Annotated in this window: 1 protein-coding gene; it reads left to right on the top strand. The window is 51.9% G+C overall.

Annotated elements, in window-relative coordinates:
* Window positions 1-309: MarR family winged helix-turn-helix transcriptional regulator (locus QWI17_RS19150; protein WP_302724137.1), on the top strand; the 309-nt coding region annotated here is incomplete at its 5' end.
* Between the last annotated feature and the right edge of the window lie 11 nt (window positions 310-320).

Genomic DNA, 320 nt, shown 5'->3' with positions numbered 1-320 from the left:
CACATCACAGCTAATCGCATCAGCCAAGTTATCGGGCTGGATAAGAGCGCGGTTAGCCGGTCGTTACAGTCGCGAGAAAAAGCAGGTTACGTCTGCTCTGAGGTCGACACTGAAGATGCACGGCGATACACCGTGAGTCTTACGGAAAGTGGCCAGGAACTCCACAATCGCGTTCTAGTCGTCGCGCTTGAGCGTGAGAGAAGGTTGCTAAGTGACCTCTCGGCGGATGAGGTGGATGTGCTGGTAAATCTGCTTGGTCGTTTGCACGCTAAGGTTAGCTACGTCAATGAATTTGACCCGGAATGCTGAATTATATCTCC

This window comes from Gilvimarinus gilvus (assembly GCF_030518155.1).
Taxonomy (GTDB): Bacteria; Pseudomonadota; Gammaproteobacteria; order Pseudomonadales; family Cellvibrionaceae; genus Gilvimarinus; species Gilvimarinus gilvus.
Note: the sequence above shows the minus strand (reverse complement) of the source record. Positions and strands in the feature narration are given on the sequence as shown.